1 protein-coding gene is annotated in these 534 nt (G+C 59.2%); it reads right to left on the reverse strand.

Features of this window, described 5'->3' with window-relative positions; translation table 11 throughout:
- A partial coding sequence (locus tag ACXAH0_RS25125; protein WP_475196022.1) for an IS66 family transposase occupies positions 1 to 503 on the reverse strand: 503 nt, incomplete at its 3' end.
- Between the last annotated feature and the right edge of the window lie 31 nt (positions 504 to 534).

Below are 534 nucleotides of genomic sequence, written 5' to 3' on the forward strand. Positions count from 1 at the left end.
CGATTGATCTTGTGGTCGGCGATTTGTGCCAGAACCCAGGTCAGCCAGGCTTGCGGGTCGATGCCGTTGAGTTTGGCGGTTTCGATCAGGGTATAGGCGATAGCCGCGGATTTGCCGCCGCTTTCTGAGCCCATGAAGAGGTAGTTTTTTCGTCCAAGGGCAATCGGTTTCATTGCCCGCTCTGCGGAGTTGTTGTCCAGTTCCAGATGCCCGTTGTCGAGATACGGCCGGGCTTTCGGCAGTCGGCTGAGCGCATAACGGATCGCCGCAGCAAGTGGTGACTTGCCTGAGATCCGCGTCAATTGAGTGCCGAGCCAGTCTTCCAGATCATCGAAGATAGGTTTGGCTTGTGCTTGCCGCAGGGCGGCGCGGTCCGGCGGCGGTTTGCCGCGTGCCTTCTTTTCGATTTCGTACAGTCCGGCAATCCGCTGGATGGCCTCGCCGGCAACCGATGATCCTTGGGAGGCATGCACATCGACGAACTTGCGCCGGATATGGGCCATGCAGGCCATCTCCCGAGCTTTGTTCTCCCCG

The organism is Roseibium sp. AWQ4_290, from assembly GCF_056160985.1.